Raw genomic sequence first — 15,877 nt, forward strand, 5'->3', positions numbered from 1 at the left:
TATCACTATTACTTCATCTTATCTTGGAGCCTTCCGGCAAATCAACAAAAACATATTCCTTATCTGTCTTTAAAGCTTTCCCTTTATGCAAAGCATCCCTGCCAGGCCCCACCTTGAGGTCCAGCTTCGAGAACTCCTCAAAAGAGATTTCCCCTGCCGGAACATTCGGACTGACAGTGAAAACCGCATCTCCGGGATCAGAGTTTTCTGCCTCGAGCACCCTGACCTTCTCGCCTGCCTGGGCTGCCAAGAGCATTCCCTGGCTCTCAAAACCCCTGAGCTTAGCAGGCTTGAGGTTCCTTATCACAATTATATGCTTGCCTTTCAGCTCATCCTTTGACAGATAAGACCTGAGGCCGGCAACAAGCTGACGCTGTTCAGTCCCCAGGTCGATCTTCATGATGTAAAGCCTGTCTGCCTCTGGATGATCCCTTATCTCCAGAATACTGGCAACCCTCAGGTCAAGCCTGCTGAAAATATCCCCATTGCCTGAATCATCTCCTGACACTGCATCAGTCCCAATACCATCAGTCCCTGAAACATCAATCCCGGGATCACCAGCCACAGAACCATCAGTGCCTGAGCCATCAGTCCCTGAAACTGCTCCATCTTCTGACTTAGTAGGCTGTATCAGCTTATCAGGCTCATCCTCAATCTTCTTCACGATGATTGCAGAGGATACTATCCTGTGATTCTCCAGCGAAAAATCCAGATCCTTCCATCCCAGATCCTTAAGGCCCATCTGCATCTCCACACTCTCTGAGAATTTGGGTATTATGGGCTTGAAAAGTATCGCAATATTCTTGACAATGTTGGCTGAAAGAGTGATTATCTTCTGGACCCTTCCTTTGTCATCCTTTATCAGCTTCCACGGCTCGAACTTCTGGAAATACTTGTTCCCGATATTCGCGATTATGTTTATCTCCTTCATCGCTTCCCTGAAATTGACCTCAGAATAATGCTTCTTCACAATATCAAACCTGAGCGAGATCTCATCAATGACCTGCCTGGAATCCTCATCATCTGGCAGAGAGCCCAGCTGGGAATCGAAGTTCTTCTCGGTGAAGCTCAGCACACGATAAGTCAGATTTGCGGTGTTTGCGATGAACTCATTGTTGATGCGGTCCTTGAAATCCTTCAGATCAAGATCTATGTCCACCATCTTTGATGAAAGATTAGCGGCATAATAATACCTCAGATAGATAGGATCAAGCACCTTGAGATAATCCCTGGCCATGAGGAAAGTGCCTCGTGACTTCGACATCTTCTCCCTGTTTATCGTCAGGAATCCGTGCACGAACACCTTGTCAGGGACATGGAAGCCAGAGCCCATGAGCATTGCTGGCCAGAAAAGGAGATGGAAATAGATTATATCCTTGCCTATGAAATGGATTATCCTGGCCTTGTCCCTGGTCTGCCAGTAATCATCAGCATCCAGACCGTTCTGCCTGCAATAATTTGCGGTGCTTGCAATGTAACCGACAGGCGCATCAAGCCAGACATAATAGTATTTGTCCTTCTCGCCGGGAATGTTGAAACCGAAATAAGGGCCGTCCCTGGAGATGCACCAGTCCTCCAGGCCATCGTTTATCCAGGCAAGCACATGATTCCTCACCTCGTCCTGGAGTTCCTCATTCATCGTGAGCCAGTCCCTGAGCTTTTCTGAGAATTGCCCGAGCCTGAAGAAATAATGCTTTGAGGTCCGCCTTACAGGAGGCTTGCCGCAGACTGCGCACTTTGGGTCTATCAGGTCAGTTGTCTTATGGGTGGAGCTGCACTTCTCGCAGACATCGCCATATTGGTCCTCGGCGCCGCACTTCGGGCAGGTGCCTTTAACAAACCTGTCTGGGAGGAATCGGTTGCAGTTCTCGCAGAAAGTGAGCTCCATATCTTTAGTGTAGATGTGGCCATTATCTTTCAGCCGCGCAAATATCAGATCAGCATAATGCCTGTTCTCAGGAGAATTTGTGCTGTAATAAGAATCGAACCTGATGCCGAATCTTGAGAAATCATCAACATGCTCCTTATAGAATCTGGCAATCAGCTGCTCAGGGGATACACCGAGCTTCTTCGCATTTATCTCGATCGGGGTGCCATGAGTGTCATCAGCACAGCAGTAGATGGCATCTTCTCCGATCATCCTGAGGAAACGTACAAAGATATCTGTCTGGATATATTCCACCAAATGCCCAAGATGGATTGAGCCATTTGCATAAGGCAGGGCGCTTGTGACAATGATTTTCTTCTTCGGATTGATATCTCCCATTATTTAAAAAGATAGAGTGGTCATTTTTAAAGGTAGCGGAAAGAAAAGGATTATGCAGAGAAAACAGCACATAAGGTAATACCTGGGGTTTGATAACGCAATCAGATAATCAACGATTTCCCTGTACAAAGATCATATTATACCAAGATATTATAAAAGCAAAGATTATTTTTATATTATAAAAGCAAAGATCATTTTTATATTATAAAAGCAAAGATCATTTTTATATTATAAAAGCAAAGATCATTTTTATATTATAAAAGCAAAGATCATATTATACAAAGATTACCTTGTAAAATCACCTTGCACATGCTGCCTGACTGCCAGCTAACTGGATCAGGGGTTCGTTGTCATTAATACCATAGGCTTTATAGTTTATATCATCAAAGCTTATTGGGAGGGACTGCCTTATCCTCGGGCTTCCGGAGCCTATGTCATATTCCCTATGAACACCAATGATACCCTGCTCTGGCACCAGCAAAGGAGAAACATCCGGCTCATGGGCAAAGTAGAACTCCTGATATAACACACCTTTCCGGAAGTGAGTCACTTTCCCCATCCCTGTCCCATTGAAAGCAGTCCTCTTTATCTGGAATGCCTCGGTGTTATCATAATTATAGCTTGCCTTGATAGCCATCTTTGTCTTTGTCCCGAGAGTCCTCTCATTGACAGGGATATCACCAAGACAGTGTATGAAATCGTGCGGCAAAACCCGCGCAAAATCAGGGGAAGAGATATTATTATTATATTCACCGACGTGGGCGATGCTGTTCTTCATGCTGTTGATGACATAGGCCCCATCCGGCTCATCAGCAGACTCATCATCCAGATAATTCATGAAAGCCGCAATATCCTGGATAGGCACAAACTGGGGAGGTGCAGAGTCATGGATGACCTTGCTATCCAGGCTATCTGGGCTCTTCTGTATCTTCTGGGCTAATGTATCACCATTCGCGACTATAAGGAAACCATGATAGATATCATTCTCATATTTCCCCACCTTAATCTTCTTCCCAAGAGGATGGACAAATCCGCCTCTGTCCATGTGAGGAAGCACTTTTGGGAGGTTGACATCAGCATGATATGCAACCAACCACCAAAAAATCTGGTCTTTTTCCATGACTCATAAGTTAATACCAGCAATATTTAAGCTTTTTTGGGCACATTTTTTTAATTATTGGTACAAAAAACGTAAAATTTATTAATAAATAAAAAAATATCAAAAAATAATGGCCAAAATTGATAAAAATCTGCTATTCCTGATTTCAGAAGAATCCCGCTCAAAGATAAAGGCAATAGGGCTGATCCTCAAAAAAAGCCCCCAAAGGATAAAGTATGAGATAAAGGTATTCAAAAGGGAAAACATCCTGGCTGAGCCATACTGCATCATCGACTATGGCCAACTGGACCTCATCCTGTTCAGGGTATATTTCAAAGGAGGATACACAAGCGAGAAGGACAAGGCAAGGATCATCAGATACCTGTCAGATAACCACTACATCACATCGATACATGAATTCAACGGAGAATATGACCTGGCAGTTGATATGATAAGCCCGAACCCCTCCAGATTCAACAAGGAGATAAAGAAGATCGCAAGCCAGGTGCCATCCCTCAACAATTATATTGTCCTCCTGAATGTGGTCACACACATCTATCCAAAGAATTACCTTGCAAGCCCACATCTGCAGAGGACAGGCGCAGACCAGGAGACAGTCGTGGGCGGGGACAGGCCGATAAAGAACATCACAAAGGATGAGATGACCCTTGTAAAACTGCTCAGCGAGAGACCGAACTCCAGGCTCACCTATCTCTCAAAGGATGCAGAAATGAACATCAAGACAATGAAAAAATCACTGCACCATCTCATATCAAGCAGGATAATAAGGGGATTCAAATACAATATCAACATCACAAAGATCGGCGCCTACAAATTCAGGCTGTTCCTGAACCTCCACAATGTGAGCCAGGAAAGCGACAATAACCTGCTGCAATTCCTGCTGACAACGAGAGAGACGGTCCAGATGAACAGGACAGTCGGAGAGTGGGACATGGAGATCGACATCGAATCCCTCGACAGGGCAAGAGTCAGGCAGATAATCCTGAAACTGAGAGAAGAATTCAAGGATATTATACAGTCATTCAAGATAATCGAGGTCCTTGAGGCGCATAAGATCAGCTATATCCCCAGATACATCTTCGATGAGAAAGTCATGACCTGAGAAATCCTATCTCCTTAATCTGCTTCTCAAAGACCTGCGGCGTCTCAATCGTGACCTCGGCATCCTTGGGCAGGAGACCCTTAAGCATATCCAGATCAATGCCGCCTTCCCAGAAATTCATGTGGATCTCACGATAGGAACCTATAGGCTTCTTCTCAAGCTTCGTGTCAGTCATATGGAAATGGGAAGGCTTGAGATCAACCATCCTCTGGATGAATGGCCTGACATCCAACCCGAAGTAATGGGCATATTCGAATGCATGGCTCAAGTCAAGGCAGAAACCTATCCTGCAAGGCCTGATGACAGACTCCACATCTTCCGGTGTATTGACAAGATGCCTGAAACCATGGACTGCAGGAGGCATGTTCTCGATCATCATCCTCCTGTCATGATGCTTTCTCACAAAATCCCTGACTGAATCGATATTACAGGCAGGATTCTCGGCAAGCTCCGGGTGTATTATTATCTTCGAAGAATCGAACCTGTCAGCAAGATGCTGAGACCACATCAATGATGCAAGATTGATCTTCCCCTTCGCAGGATCAGCAAAATTCACCTTGTTGAAGCTGTGGGCGTTATGGATGATGATCGGCCTGCCTATCCCAAGGAAATCATCATACCCATGATCAGGGAAAGCATACAGCTCAAAGAAATCAACATGGTCCCTTATCCTCCGGACATATTCCAGAGGCACATCAGGCCAGACCTTTATCCCGACCTTCATCATGACAGCCTCTTGACCTCGATGCTTATTGCTGGCCTGCCTACACGGATGTACCTGGGGCATTCTGTGAATTCAAGCTTCTTCTCACTGCAATATGAGATTATCTTCTCCCTGTCTGCCTCAAGATGAAGAGCCACGACGACAACCAAGGATCTCGAATCCCTGTGGATGATGTCAAAATCCTGCAGGTCATCCTTCACCATCCCGCATCGCTCCATGAGCATCTCAATCCTTTCACGGGCTCTCTGGAGCTTCTGGTAGAGCTCGATGTACTGCGGGAAGAAAGACGAGAGCGAGAAGATATCCTTGGCACCCTCAAAAAGGCCCTTGTCCTTCACGGAGATGAAACCGCCATACCCAAGATCGACAACCTTCCATCTGCCGAAAGAACCTATGAGCACATCAGAAAGGGCGCCATTGCACAAGAACTCATCACCTATAGCACCGCTGGCATCCTCAATGAGAATGCACCCGGCTTCCCTGCAGATACCTGAGATCCCTTCCATAGGCTGCTGGACAAAATAACCGCCGAAAGAAGGCATGATGAGGACACTGAGACCATCTGCCTTGTTCCTGAGATCATCAAGGTCCAGAAGGGCATCCTTTGTCTTCACTTCAACAATATCCATATCCAGGATCTTTGGATAGGTCCTGTAAGTGAGCCATCCGCCCTGATCAGGAACAACAACCCTTGTCTTCCCCTGCTGCTTTGCGATGTACAAAGAGAAGAATATTGCCATGTCGCCAGAATCGACAATCCTCACATTCTCATGGCCTGTCATGCTCTGCAGCAGCTTAATGCATTTCTCCTTGAACTCAAGCTGGAATTTCGGATCCATGCTTTGGCAGAGTAACTGATGATTTATATTGGTTTTGATAGGATGATCCGCACCCATAAGAGGATATATCCTGAAAGTTTTATTGTCATTGAGAGGATAATAATCTTTTTATATCTGATAATGCAGAGGATGCAGATGGAAAGGCATTTTGTCCACATACTTGAGATGCTCGTCGGATGGCTCATAATACCCAGAGTCATAACCTTTTTTTGGGTGCTTCTTGTGCCATATCTCGGATTGAGCGCGCAAGCAGCGATAATCGTCAAGCTTGTCATCTCTGCAGCAATCCTTCTATTATGCTTTGTCTACAGAAAAGCCCTTGCACTCGGATTCCTTATAGCGATGGCCTGGGATGTGACAGGGATGTTCATGGCACTTAACTGAGTGACACTGCATAACCAGACCTGGACCGCCTATCCTAATGACCCATGCTCACTCTTCGCCACGATACCAAGCGGCAGCTTTTTCCGGGGACATAGAATTTATTATTGTGCCAGAGAACTCGAAACCCGCCCACAGGGCAAGCCTTGGGGCGATGATCAGCTGGAGATGCATCTCCTTGCCTTTCGGCGCATAATGAATCCAGTAATTGAACGGGGCATTTATCTCCCTCAATCTTGCCAGAATCTTCTTGAGAAGGAGAGCCATATCATAAAGCTCTGTGTCAGTGAGATCATCAAGCCTGCGGACATGACGCTTAGGCATGATCCACGCCTCAAGAAGAAACTCGCTCGCATAAGGACAGAATGCCATGAAAGTGCTGTTCTCCTCTATCTTCCTTACCTCTTTTGACTCGCGCTCAATGACCATGCAATAAGGGCATCGCCCGTTCTCATAAATCGCATCAACCTTCTTCCCCACCCAGAAAGGCACCTTATTGGTTGCGATTACCTGGCTGTGGCTGTGTATCAAGGATGTGCCCGCAGCTGCCCCATGATTCTTGAACACCTGGACATATTCAACACCATCCATCTTCTCGATCTCTGATATGCGCTCATTGTATATCTTGAGCAATTGGACCATATCATCCGGGGAAAGGTCAGAAAGCTCCTTCTCATGATCAGGAGTCTCCACTATGACCTCATGCTTGCCGAAATTATCAGAATGGACAAATGGGGAATCAAGCTTCATCTCAGGGCTGCTGTCAGTGGTGACAGCAGCAAACTTGTTCGGGAAGACCCTCATCTGCCAGCCGCCATCTGAACCCACCCTCATTATCTCAGGAGGAGTCATATTCTCATTGCCAGGACAGAAATAGCATACATCGACCTTCTTGTCAATCGCACCCTGCTTGAGCTGATGAGGCCTCCTGCCCCTATCCTCGGCGATGATGACCCACTTGTCCAGGACATAATCCCTTCGAAGCTGCCCCATTTTCAGTGACTGATCCCCTCGACGACATGAATAGCGCTGCATCTGGCAAGTGCGCTGTTATGCGCATCAATGTAATTCTTGATCAGGACTTTCCAGTCTGCAAGGCCGCTGAGATTCTTGGCTATCAGCTTCTGCTCAACCCTCTCAGCGCGATTGAAATTCGTGTACTTGTACATGATGTCGGCGAACTGGCTGACCTGCTCCTCTTCAGACCTATCCCTCCTCCTGAGGACATAGATGCCGCCCTGCTGCTTGGCATTCTTGTTCATGAACATGCCGAAACCGGCAAGATCAGATGTTATCGACGGGACACCCAATGCAGCAGATTCCAGGGGGGTGTAACCCCAAGGCTCATAATATGAAGGGAATATGCCAAGATGACAACCCACGATAGCCTCATAATATGACAGATCGATCAGACCGTCAGCACCAGTAAGATAAACGGGATAATAGACAACCTTCACACGGTCATCTTCCTTGTTGTCAAGACCTGTCTCATTGAAGCTCCTAATGATTATATCATCATGCTCATTAGGGATGTCATGCGTGCAGAGAACCGGGTTGCCTTTCTGCATGAATTCAAGTCGGAGCTTCTTGACGTTGTTCAGGAAATCCCTGTCAAACAAGTCGATAGTCAGGTTCTTGTTAGAGACTATGTTCATCTCAAGCCTCTCACCGATTACATACTTATTCTTATCAATAAACGAGTGGATCCTCCTGTAGCCCTGCTTGTTGGTTATGATCTGCTGCTTCACATTCCTGACATCTCTCGGTATCCAGAAGAATGCAACAACAGTCTTCTTGGACTGTTCGGCCTTCAGCCTCTCATTCAGCACCTTCAAGGCCTTGATCATTATGTCAATCCCCTTGTTCTTGAACTCATACCTGCCTACAATGAAGAAATTCAAGGTCTCATCGATGTCAAAGGAATAATGGGCCATGAAATAGTATGTCAAGAACTCCCTGATCTGATCACGATTATCCTGATGCTTTATGGAAATCTCCTCAAAGGTCGGGAACTTGCCTATGTCGAGACCGTTCAGGACAAGTATCTCGGGCTTCCTGCCAAGAATCTTCTCAGCCTCGATGCCAGTTATCTCAGAGACTGTGGTGAATATCACAGCTGCATTGGCAGCAGCGCGTTCTGTAGTGAACTTGTCCTGTATGCCATGATGGTAGGCTTCAGCAGCCGGATCAATATACTCGAGCTCAGAATAGAGATTCCTGCCAGAGCCAGCGATGGAACGGCCCAGCATCGTCGCATGCGTGGTGAAGACTGTCGCGACCCGCGCATTATTGGCTTTCAGATACAGGATCGCAAAACCGGCAAGCCACTCATGGCAGTGGGCGCAGATATCTTTGTTCGGGTTGAACCTCTGGAACTTCTCCAGCAGTTTGCCTACTGCTGTCGCCCAGATCATAGGCTCGTCAAAAGACCATTGGGAATAGAGGGAATCCACTTGGTAAGAATCCCAGTACATCTTCTTGAATTCATCCCTCCTCCCGACCAATCCGCTTGAATCAATGAGGATCACTTGAGGGTTGCCCTTGACATTCCATGTGCCGAAATGGCACCTTATCCCTTCTGACTCAAGCTCCTTGAATACCGAAGCCAACGTTTCAGGAGGATTCTGCTCCTCAAGCTCGAACTTGGCCTTATCTTCAAAATAGGGCCCAACAAGGAAATACTTATCTGAATAATTCTGGACCATCAATGCGGCTTTTGATTTGACAACTGTGTAGATGCCGCCTACTTTGTTGCAGACCTCCCAAGAGGCTTCAAACAAGAAATCTGCGGATGGAGTCTGATCCAGAGTGACACCCTGATTTTTTTGGTCTTCCATCAAATATCCTCTTTTTAGGCTAAGTTTTTAAATTTGATATTATTTGATATGAATAGGATATTTAAAAATTTTTGGTAAACAACATATGAGTAAGCAGTTTGGCCACTAGGGGGTACTACTTTTAAGTTTACACGAAGTTTTAAATGTTATTTCGGATTTTTTGTTTATAAATTAGCTGCATAAAAGATTTAATCAGGTAAGATGGAAAATTATTCCATCCAGATGTAAGTGAAAAAAGGGGACTGATCCAAATACAGAACCCAAAAAAGGGCAATAATAGATTTAGTACAATAACATATAATCATAAACATCTTCTATCAGGAAGAGGTGGGATTAAGTGAGGAAAGTTCTTATGTTCGGCTGGGAGTTCCCACCATATTATTCCGGCGGATTAGGGACAGCCTGCTTCGGACTGACCAAGAGCATGAGCAAGCTCGGAGCACAGATAACATTTGTCATCCCGCACGCACCAGATGATATCCATTCAGACCATGTCAAGCTTGTCGGGGCAAGCAATTCAAAGATCAGGATAAAGACAGTCAGCAGCATACTGACACCCTACATCTCAGAGAATGAATACAATACAAAATACCTTCAGCACACAAAGGGCGGAACAGGCGGCAATTACGGGCGCAACCTGTATGAAGAGGTCAGGAGGTATGCAATGAAAGCCCGCATGATAGCTGAAGAAGAGGATTTTGAGATAATCCATGCGCACGACTGGCTGACAGCAGTCGCAGGAGTGGAAGCCAAAAAAGCATCAGGAAAACCCCTGGTCCTGCACATCCACGCGACAGAGTTCGACAGGACAGGAGGCAACCCGAACCAGTATGTGTATGACATCGAGAGATATGGGATGCATAACGCAGACAGGATCATCGCAGTAAGCAATTTCACCAAGGAGAAGATAGTGAACCATTACGGAGTGCCAGCAGACAAGGTGGAAGTGGTCCACAATGCAGTGGAGTTTAGCGATAAAAAATTTAACAAGGGGTCGTTCGGCATCAACAAGGAAGATAAGGTAGTTCTCTTTCTGGGAAGGATCACAATCCAAAAGGGACCTGATTATTTCCTTTATGCAGCCAAAAAGGTGCTGGAGTCAGACCCCCATGTTAAATTTGTGATGGCAGGGAACGGGGACATGCAGCCATTCATCATCGAGAAGGCAGCAGAGCTCGGCATCGCAGACAGGCTATTGTTCACTGGCTTCCTGCGCGGACCAGACATAGACAGGGCATATGCAATGGCAGACCTCTATGTGATGCCATCAGTGTCAGAGCCTTTTGGCATAACACCGCTCGAGGCGCTCCGCAACAATACGCCGGTGCTCATATCAAAGCAGAGCGGAGTATCAGAAGTGCTCCAGAATTGCCTTAAGGTCGATTTCTGGGATGTCCATGACATGGCCAACAAGATAATAGCCACGCTCAAGTACCGACCCCTGCATGAAGAGCTGACTTCAAATGGAGTCGAAGAGGTCTACAGGTTCTCATGGGACAACCCTGCCCGGAAATGCCTCAATGTATATGAGGATGTGCTAAGAGGGGTGATGTGATGGTCAATCTATGCATGTACTTCCAGGTGCACCAGCCATATCGCCTCGGGAAATACCAAGTATTCGACATCGGAGAGAAGCATGAGTATTTCGACGACAAGAAAAACAGGGAGATAATGCGCAAAGTCTCAGAGAAGTGCTACCTGCCGACAAATGCTGCGCTGCTTGACCTTATCAAAAAGCACGGCGGGAAATTCAAGGTGAGCTTCAGCATATCAGGAGTGGCACTTGAGCAGTTCGAGAAATACGCGCCAGAGGTCCTGGAGAGCTTCAAAGAGCTGGCAAAGACAGGATGCGTCGAGTTCCTCGGCGAGACATATTACCACTCATTGTCATTCCTCTACTCAAAAGACGAGTTCAAGAAGCAGATAATAAAGCACAGGCATAAGATAATGACACTGTTCGGACAGAGACCTGCAGTATTCAGGAACACAGAGCTCATCTACAACAATGAGCTAGCGATGTTCATCGAAGAGATGGGATACAAGGCCATACTGGCAGAAGGAGCAGACCACATACTTGAATGGAGAAGCCCCAACTTTGTCTATAAACCAAGACACTGCAAGGACATAAGGCTCCTGATGAAGAACTATAAACTGTCGGATGACATAGCATTCCGGTTCAGCAACAGGGGATGGAAAGAATGGCCGCTCACAGTGGACAAGTATTCCAGATGGATAAATGCAGTGAACGGCAACGGAGAGGTCATAAACCTGTTCATGGATTATGAGACATTCGGGGAACACCAATGGGAGGATACTGGCATATTCGAATTCCTGAAAGTGCTTCCAGGAGAGATACTCCGGCACCCTGACAATGGATTCGTGACAGTGAGCGAAGCAGCCAAGCAGACTGTAAGAGGGGACATGGACATACATTCGGTAGTGAGCTGGGCAGACCTGGAAAGGGACCTCAGCGCCTGGGTTGGGAACATGATGCAGCACAGCGCACTGAATGAGATATATGCAATTGAAGGGCAGGTATTGTCTTCGGGAGATGAGAAGCTGATCGATGACTGGAGGAAGCTGCAGACCTCAGACCATTTCTATTACATGTGCACCAAATATTTCTCAGACGGAGATGTGCACAAATACTTCAATCCATACGACAGCCCGTATGACTGCTTCATAGCATACATGAATGTGCTCAATGACATAAAATTAAGATTGAAACTGGGCCAGAAGGAAAAAGGCGCAGTCTGCACAGAGGCAACAATCGCAGAGGGGTGAAAAAGATGCAAGCATTAGTCAAAAGCGTCTATAAAGGCAAGAAACCGACAGCAGAGAGGCTTGTCGAGGAAGCCAGGAAGACAAGGACTGCAAATGAACCTAAGATGAGGATCACAGTCAAGAAAAAGATGTTCGGCAAAGCACCGGAAGAGCACACATTCTACCTCAAAGGAGGAGACCAGGTAAGGTCGATCATGCAACTGGTCGACAAGCTTGAGGGCATGGCAGAAGAGGAATTCAGCCATCATGTAACAGGCTCCAACAATGATTTTGCAAACTGGGTGGAGCATGTCTTTGACGAGAAACAGCTTGCAGCAGAACTGAGAGACGCAAAGACAAGGATGGAACATCAGATCAGGATCATGAACCACATGCTGAAAGAGCTAGGGGTAAAGGGGTGAAACAATGAAACTACAACCAGAAGATGCCGAATCGCTGCTTGTGCAGGCCAAACAAGAACATCATTTCAAGCTGCACATGGGAGCAGACATCGGCTCACTTAAGGAATTGGCAGACGCGCTCGAGATAATGAACGACACAAGCTTCGGACACCATGTGAACCAGCACAAGAATGACTTCGCTGTATGGGTGGAAGAAGTCATCGGGGACAAGGAGCTTGCTTCAGAGATCAAGCATGTCAAGGAAAGGGCGAAGATGCTCAAGAAGGTCCAGAAAAGGATCATCTATCTTGAAAGCAAGAAAGAAGAAGGCATGCCGATCCATACACGCGAGAGCATGTGGATAGGATCAAGGGATTTCCTCGTCGGAATGGTGCTCGGCTTCGTGATAGGGTACATAATCAGGAACATAGTGTGGCTTTACGGGATCTGACAGGGCTTTCAGTCCAGCATCTTGTGGTCAACACCAATTATATGCTTCAGCACCAGCGGAACAAGAAGAGTGGTGACAATGGCCACAAATATTATCATTGAATAGACTTCTGCGGAAATCAGGCCTATCAACCTGGCAGCCTCAGCCAATACCAGCTCTGCAGTGCCTCTCGTATTCATGGCCCATCCGACAAAATGGAGCTGCCTGAAGCTCAGCGACGTGAAAGGCTTTGCCAGGAAAGCAGCGCCAATCTTCCCTGCAAGAGCCACAACCAGGATGACAGTCAAAGGGAAAAGATGGGTCTTCAGGATAGAATAATCAAAATGCAGGCCTATATTTATGAAGAAGAAAGGGATTATGAAAGTGAAGGCCACAAGCTCCAGGGTCTTAAGATGATCCGTGAACTCATAAGTGCCGTTCTCCCTCATGTTGATTATGATCCCTGCAATGAAAGCACCGATATCAGTCCCGAATCCCAGGCTCTTCGACAATATCGCTGCAAAAAGCCCGAACAGGATGACAACAGAGAAATCCACGATGCGGGAATGCTCCTTATGCACATAATTGTGGATGTAAGGGAAAATCTTATTGACAATGAAGATTGCAGATACAAAGATCAGGACATAAAACGGCAGCCTGATGAATGAGCCATCGCCATTCGAAGCCAGCATGAACAGTGAAGCAAGGAAGATCACATGGAACATGTCATCCATTATCGCTGCAGCGAGGGTCGTGAGGCCGACCTTTGTATGGAGAGCCTTCAGATCAAGGAGGATCTTTGTCTTTGTGGCCTCAGATGTCACTGATATGCCTGCTGCGACAACAAGAGAAGCAGCAGTGGAATAATGCATGAGCCTCATCGCAGCAAAACCGAGTATGAACGGGACCCCTGCAGAGAGTATGGCGATCGCCAGGGCATCACCTGTCGCCTTCTCAAGCTTCTTTATGTTTATGCGCATTGCTGTGAGAAAAAGCAGGAATATTATGCCAAGATCAGAAAGAAACTTTATTGAGATGGCAGATTCAGGCGTGAATATTGTGGCGAACAGCGGGACCATTATCACCCCTGCCAGGATCTGACCGACCAATCTCGGATATTTAATCCTGTGGAATATATCACCGAATATGAATGAGACAAAGAGGCAGATTGCCGCAACAACAATTACATCAACCATCTTGAAGAATACCCAACCTTCAAGTATTTAAATAGTTTCTGGCACTTCGGCATTTCAGCGGGAAGATATATACTGTTCAGTGATATGGGTGAAATGACGCCCCATTATCGCCAGTGTGACTGCTGTTGAGAATGCTTTCGGATTGGTGGCGAAAGCCCTGCCAAGAAAATCCCAGTACTCTAACCTGCCTTTCTCAAATATCCCTTGCTTGATCATCGAAGTCACAAAAGCCCGGACATCTGCAAAATTAGGATTAACATGAATCCTCTTGGGATTATACCTCTCCAAGAATCTCAAGCAGCGACTATAATATTCTTTCGGAGAGTAGATCGAACCCAGGACATCACGATATTTTTCCATGAGCTTGTCCAGCTGCATCTTGGGTATGAAATTCACACTGTTATGGGTATTGTTGCCGTCAGATTCCCCCAGAAGACGCTTCTCCTCTTTCAGACGCCTGTAAAGCTGGGTCCCTTTCATCGCAGTGAGCAGGCCGACCATCGAAAGAGGGATACCTGATTCCTGGATGAATGATTTCATCCTGTCAAAGGTCGATTCCTTGTCTGCATCGAAACCCAGGATGAATCCTGCCATCACCTCCATGCCTGACTCCTGGATCTTCCTCACCTTGTCCTCGAGCGGCATGCCGTGCAGGTTTACCCTTTTACCTGCCTGCAAAAGGCACTCCTCTTCAGGCGTCTCGATCCCCAGGAAAACTTTCCTGAAACCCGCATCTGTCATCATGTCAAGGAGATCATCATCCTCTGCAAGATTCACAGAAGCCTGAGTGAAGAAAGCAAAAGGGTACTTGTGATCATGCTGCCATCCTGTTATCCCGGGAAGCAGCTGCTTCACCTTCGCTTTGTTACCTATGAAGTTATCATCGCCAAAGAAGACAGATCCGCGCCAGCCCTGGTCATACAAAGCCTGAAGCTCTGCAACCATCTGATCATTTGACTTTGTCCTGACCTTCCTTCCGTAGAGCTCAATGATATCGCAGAAATCACAATTGTTAGGACAGCCCCTTGAATACTGCACGCTCATGGAATTGTAAGGACGCAGAGAGATGGCCTTATAAGCGGGGATGGGTGCAGAGCTCAAGGGAGGCCTGCCTTGCGGGGCATACACCCTTTTCGCCTCACCTCTCTCAAAATCTGCAGCAAATCCCGACATTATCTCCTCCGGCTCACCGATTATCAGGTGGTCTATCCTATCATCAACACATCCTGATTCAGCATAATCCGCTGTGACCATGGGGCCGCCAGCGACAACAGGAAGACCATAAACCTTAGCACGGTCCAGTGCTTCATCGAATGAGGCCCTCTGGATAGTCATCCCGGAGATGAAGACTGCATCCGCCCATCTCAGATCCTTATCCTTCAGATTTCTCACATTCAAGTCGACAAGACGCTGATCCCAGCCTGCCGGAAGCATTGCAGCAGCTGTGAGTATGCCTAATGGCGGAAAAGCAGCCCTCTTGCCTTTAAGGGACAGAGCATAAGTGAAGCTCCAGTACGTATCTTTCGGTGTTTCGGGATTCACCCAGAGTATGTTCATCTCTGCCTCCTGTAAAGATATCTCAGCCACAACTGCTTGAACAATGGCAAAGACAACGTTGACAAGACAAAAGCAACTGCTGGCACAATAGCGTTGATGAATGGTCTCTGGATGCCGGCGAAGATGAAGAATACAACAATTATTATGTAAGTGAGGACAGCGATGATTATCTTCCGTGAGAGGCTTGTCTCCCATGCCTTGTCAGACTCAACCCTTTTGTTCCTTCTCTTGATATACTCAATTTCTTTATGGATATCCATC

At 46.6% G+C, this 15,877-nt stretch carries 15 protein-coding genes; 6 read left to right on the forward strand and 9 right to left on the reverse strand.

Annotated elements, in window-relative coordinates; genetic code table 11:
- Positions 1-13: 13 nt before the first annotated feature.
- Positions 14-2,266 carry a methionine--tRNA ligase gene (gene metG, locus JW968_01975; protein ID MBN1385724.1) on the reverse strand — a complete coding sequence of 751 codons (2,253 nt, stop codon included), beginning with the start codon at positions 2,264-2,266 and terminating at the stop codon, positions 14-16.
- Positions 2,267-2,564: 298 nt separating this feature from the next.
- Positions 2,565-3,386, reverse strand: coding sequence for a hypothetical protein (locus JW968_01980; GenBank protein MBN1385725.1), 822 nt, complete (start codon positions 3,384-3,386; stop codon positions 2,565-2,567).
- A gap of 109 nt (positions 3,387-3,495) precedes the next feature.
- Here JW968_01980 and JW968_01985 point away from each other — a divergent pair, with 109 nt between their 5' ends.
- Positions 3,496-4,488, forward strand: coding sequence for an Lrp/AsnC family transcriptional regulator (locus JW968_01985; GenBank protein MBN1385726.1), 993 nt, complete (start codon positions 3,496-3,498; stop codon positions 4,486-4,488).
- Here JW968_01985 and JW968_01990 read toward each other — a convergent pair.
- Both JW968_01990 and JW968_01995 read right to left on the reverse strand, forming a co-directional pair.
- Positions 4,478-5,212, reverse strand: coding sequence for a sugar phosphate isomerase/epimerase (locus JW968_01990; GenBank protein MBN1385727.1), 735 nt, complete (start codon positions 5,210-5,212; stop codon positions 4,478-4,480). The genes JW968_01985 and JW968_01990 overlap by 11 nt on opposite strands.
- Positions 5,212-6,051, reverse strand: coding sequence for a DegT/DnrJ/EryC1/StrS family aminotransferase (locus JW968_01995; protein MBN1385728.1), 840 nt, complete (start codon positions 6,049-6,051; stop codon positions 5,212-5,214). The genes JW968_01990 and JW968_01995 overlap by 1 nt, the downstream gene beginning before the upstream one ends.
- A gap of 135 nt (positions 6,052-6,186) precedes the next feature.
- Between JW968_01995 and JW968_02000 the strand changes: the two genes are divergently transcribed.
- On the forward strand, positions 6,187-6,435 hold the full coding sequence (locus tag JW968_02000; protein ID MBN1385729.1) for a hypothetical protein: 249 nt from the start codon (positions 6,187-6,189) through the stop codon (positions 6,433-6,435).
- A gap of 48 nt (positions 6,436-6,483) precedes the next feature.
- Here JW968_02000 and galT read toward each other — a convergent pair whose 3' ends face one another.
- Both galT and JW968_02010 read right to left on the reverse strand, forming a co-directional pair.
- Complete coding sequence (gene galT / locus JW968_02005) at positions 6,484-7,425, reverse strand: galactose-1-phosphate uridylyltransferase (GenBank protein ID MBN1385730.1); 942 nt, start codon at positions 7,423-7,425, stop codon at positions 6,484-6,486.
- Between the two features lie 2 nt (positions 7,426-7,427).
- Positions 7,428-9,269, reverse strand: a complete 1,842-nt coding sequence (locus JW968_02010; GenBank protein MBN1385731.1) for a glycogen/starch synthase — start codon at positions 9,267-9,269, stop codon at positions 7,428-7,430.
- A 352-nt stretch (positions 9,270-9,621) separates the two neighbouring features.
- Here JW968_02010 and JW968_02015 point away from each other — a divergent pair, with 352 nt between their 5' ends.
- Genes JW968_02015 through JW968_02030 form a run of 4 tightly spaced genes read left to right on the forward strand, consistent with a single transcriptional unit; the run spans position 9,622 to position 12,884 of the window.
- A complete protein-coding gene (locus JW968_02015) occupies positions 9,622-10,824 on the forward strand; it encodes a glycosyltransferase family 4 protein (GenBank protein MBN1385732.1) in 1,203 nt (400 codons plus the stop codon).
- Positions 10,824-12,053, forward strand: a complete 1,230-nt coding sequence (locus JW968_02020; GenBank protein MBN1385733.1) for a glycoside hydrolase family 57 protein — start codon at positions 10,824-10,826, stop codon at positions 12,051-12,053. Before JW968_02015 ends, JW968_02020 begins: the two co-directional genes overlap by 1 nt.
- Positions 12,054-12,058: 5 nt before the next feature.
- Positions 12,059-12,454, forward strand: coding sequence for a hypothetical protein (locus JW968_02025; protein ID MBN1385734.1), 396 nt, complete (start codon positions 12,059-12,061; stop codon positions 12,452-12,454).
- Between the two features lie 4 nt (positions 12,455-12,458).
- Positions 12,459-12,884, forward strand: a complete 426-nt coding sequence (locus tag JW968_02030; GenBank protein ID MBN1385735.1) for a hypothetical protein — start codon at positions 12,459-12,461, stop codon at positions 12,882-12,884.
- An 8-nt stretch (positions 12,885-12,892) separates the two neighbouring features.
- Here the strand turns inward: JW968_02030 and JW968_02035 are convergent, their stop codons facing one another.
- The 3 genes from JW968_02035 to JW968_02045 are packed head-to-tail and all read right to left on the reverse strand — an operon-like array spanning position 12,893 to position 15,876.
- A complete protein-coding gene (locus JW968_02035; GenBank protein ID MBN1385736.1) occupies positions 12,893-14,059 on the reverse strand; it encodes a cation:proton antiporter in 1,167 nt (388 codons plus the stop codon).
- A 54-nt stretch (positions 14,060-14,113) separates the two neighbouring features.
- A complete protein-coding gene (locus tag JW968_02040; GenBank protein MBN1385737.1) occupies positions 14,114-15,616 on the reverse strand; it encodes a DUF4070 domain-containing protein in 1,503 nt (500 codons plus the stop codon).
- The gene (locus JW968_02045; GenBank protein ID MBN1385738.1) at positions 15,613-15,876 is read right to left on the reverse strand and encodes a hypothetical protein; all 264 of its coding nucleotides are present in this window, start codon (positions 15,874-15,876) and stop codon (positions 15,613-15,615) included. Before JW968_02045 ends, JW968_02040 begins: the two co-directional genes overlap by 4 nt.
- Position 15,877 lies beyond the last annotated feature (1 nt).

The organism is Candidatus Woesearchaeota archaeon, from assembly GCA_016928155.1.
Taxonomy (GTDB): Archaea; Nanobdellota; Nanobdellia; order Woesearchaeales; family JAFGLG01; genus JAFGLG01.

Coding starts and splice junctions, on each gene's coding strand:
- metG (MBN1385724.1), bottom strand. CDS start 2,266: ATGGGAGATATCAATCCGAAGAAGAAAATCATTGTCACAAGCGCCCTG.
- JW968_01980 (MBN1385725.1), bottom strand. CDS start 3,386: ATGGAAAAAGACCAGATTTTTTGGTGGTTGGTTGCATATCATGCTGAT.
- JW968_01985 (MBN1385726.1), top strand. CDS start 3,496: ATGGCCAAAATTGATAAAAATCTGCTATTCCTGATTTCAGAAGAATCC.
- JW968_01990 (MBN1385727.1), bottom strand. CDS start 5,212: ATGAAGGTCGGGATAAAGGTCTGGCCTGATGTGCCTCTGGAATATGTC.
- JW968_01995 (MBN1385728.1), bottom strand. CDS start 6,051: ATGGATCCGAAATTCCAGCTTGAGTTCAAGGAGAAATGCATTAAGCTG.
- JW968_02000 (MBN1385729.1), top strand. CDS start 6,187: ATGGAAAGGCATTTTGTCCACATACTTGAGATGCTCGTCGGATGGCTC.
- galT (MBN1385730.1), bottom strand. CDS start 7,425: ATGGGGCAGCTTCGAAGGGATTATGTCCTGGACAAGTGGGTCATCATC.
- JW968_02010 (MBN1385731.1), bottom strand. CDS start 9,269: ATGGAAGACCAAAAAAATCAGGGTGTCACTCTGGATCAGACTCCATCC.
- JW968_02015 (MBN1385732.1), top strand. CDS start 9,622: ATGTTCGGCTGGGAGTTCCCACCATATTATTCCGGCGGATTAGGGACA.
- JW968_02020 (MBN1385733.1), top strand. CDS start 10,824: ATGGTCAATCTATGCATGTACTTCCAGGTGCACCAGCCATATCGCCTC.
- JW968_02025 (MBN1385734.1), top strand. CDS start 12,059: ATGCAAGCATTAGTCAAAAGCGTCTATAAAGGCAAGAAACCGACAGCA.
- JW968_02030 (MBN1385735.1), top strand. CDS start 12,459: ATGAAACTACAACCAGAAGATGCCGAATCGCTGCTTGTGCAGGCCAAA.
- JW968_02035 (MBN1385736.1), bottom strand. CDS start 14,059: ATGGTTGATGTAATTGTTGTTGCGGCAATCTGCCTCTTTGTCTCATTC.
- JW968_02040 (MBN1385737.1), bottom strand. CDS start 15,616: ATGAACATACTCTGGGTGAATCCCGAAACACCGAAAGATACGTACTGG.
- JW968_02045 (MBN1385738.1), bottom strand. CDS start 15,876: ATGGATATCCATAAAGAAATTGAGTATATCAAGAGAAGGAACAAAAGG.